Origin of the sequence: Vibrio ouci, assembly GCF_004551525.1 — a bacterium.
In the GTDB taxonomy this organism is placed as follows: Bacteria; Pseudomonadota; Gammaproteobacteria; order Enterobacterales; family Vibrionaceae; genus Vibrio; species Vibrio ouci.
Window position 1 is genome coordinate 1 of record NZ_SATR01000307.1, and the last position, 582, is coordinate 582.

Here is a 582-nt window from a genome sequence, read left to right on the forward strand (position 1 = left end):
AATCTCAGCTTTGTCGCTGTAGATGGTGACACTATTGTAGGTGCAATTTTAGTGGGTACAGATGGTCGTCGAGGTTACGTGCAACATTTGGCTGTAAACTCGAATTGTCGAGGTAAAGGCATTGGTGCCAAACTAATATCTTCAGCGGTCGGTGCATTATCTAAAATTGGTATAGCTAAAACTCACTTATTTGTCGCCAATGAAAACCTGAATGCTCAATATTTCTATGAAAAACTAGGTTGGTTTCCACGTGATGAAGTGCGTATGTTTTCCTTTAACTCGTCTTGCAGTGGTAATGTTTAGTACGCACATAACAAGAAATTTAAGAGGGATTCCCAACGCTTGGCATTTTTGCTTCTACTTCAATTTTAGTGTTTATAGCACAATGCTTTAGGTTGGGTGGTAGCGTTGCTCACCCCTTAATTGGGCGTTAGGTAACCGAGTACCCCACGTTTAGTAGACACTTTACTAAGTTAGATCTAGGGTCTAATTGAGAGGTGATTTATGGCTAAACATCGTAATCCAGCGTACACCGAAGAGTTCCGCAAAGAAGCAGTGCGTCTGGCCAGTCTTCCGGGCCGA

Annotated in this window: 1 protein-coding gene; it reads left to right on the forward strand. The window is 42.4% G+C overall.

Going from position 1 to position 582, the window contains the following annotated elements; all coding sequences use genetic code 11:
- A partial coding sequence (locus ELS82_RS25785) for a GNAT family N-acetyltransferase (RefSeq protein ID WP_134837842.1) occupies positions 1 to 303 on the forward strand: 303 nt, incomplete at its 5' end.
- Positions 304 to 582: the final 279 nt, after the last annotated feature.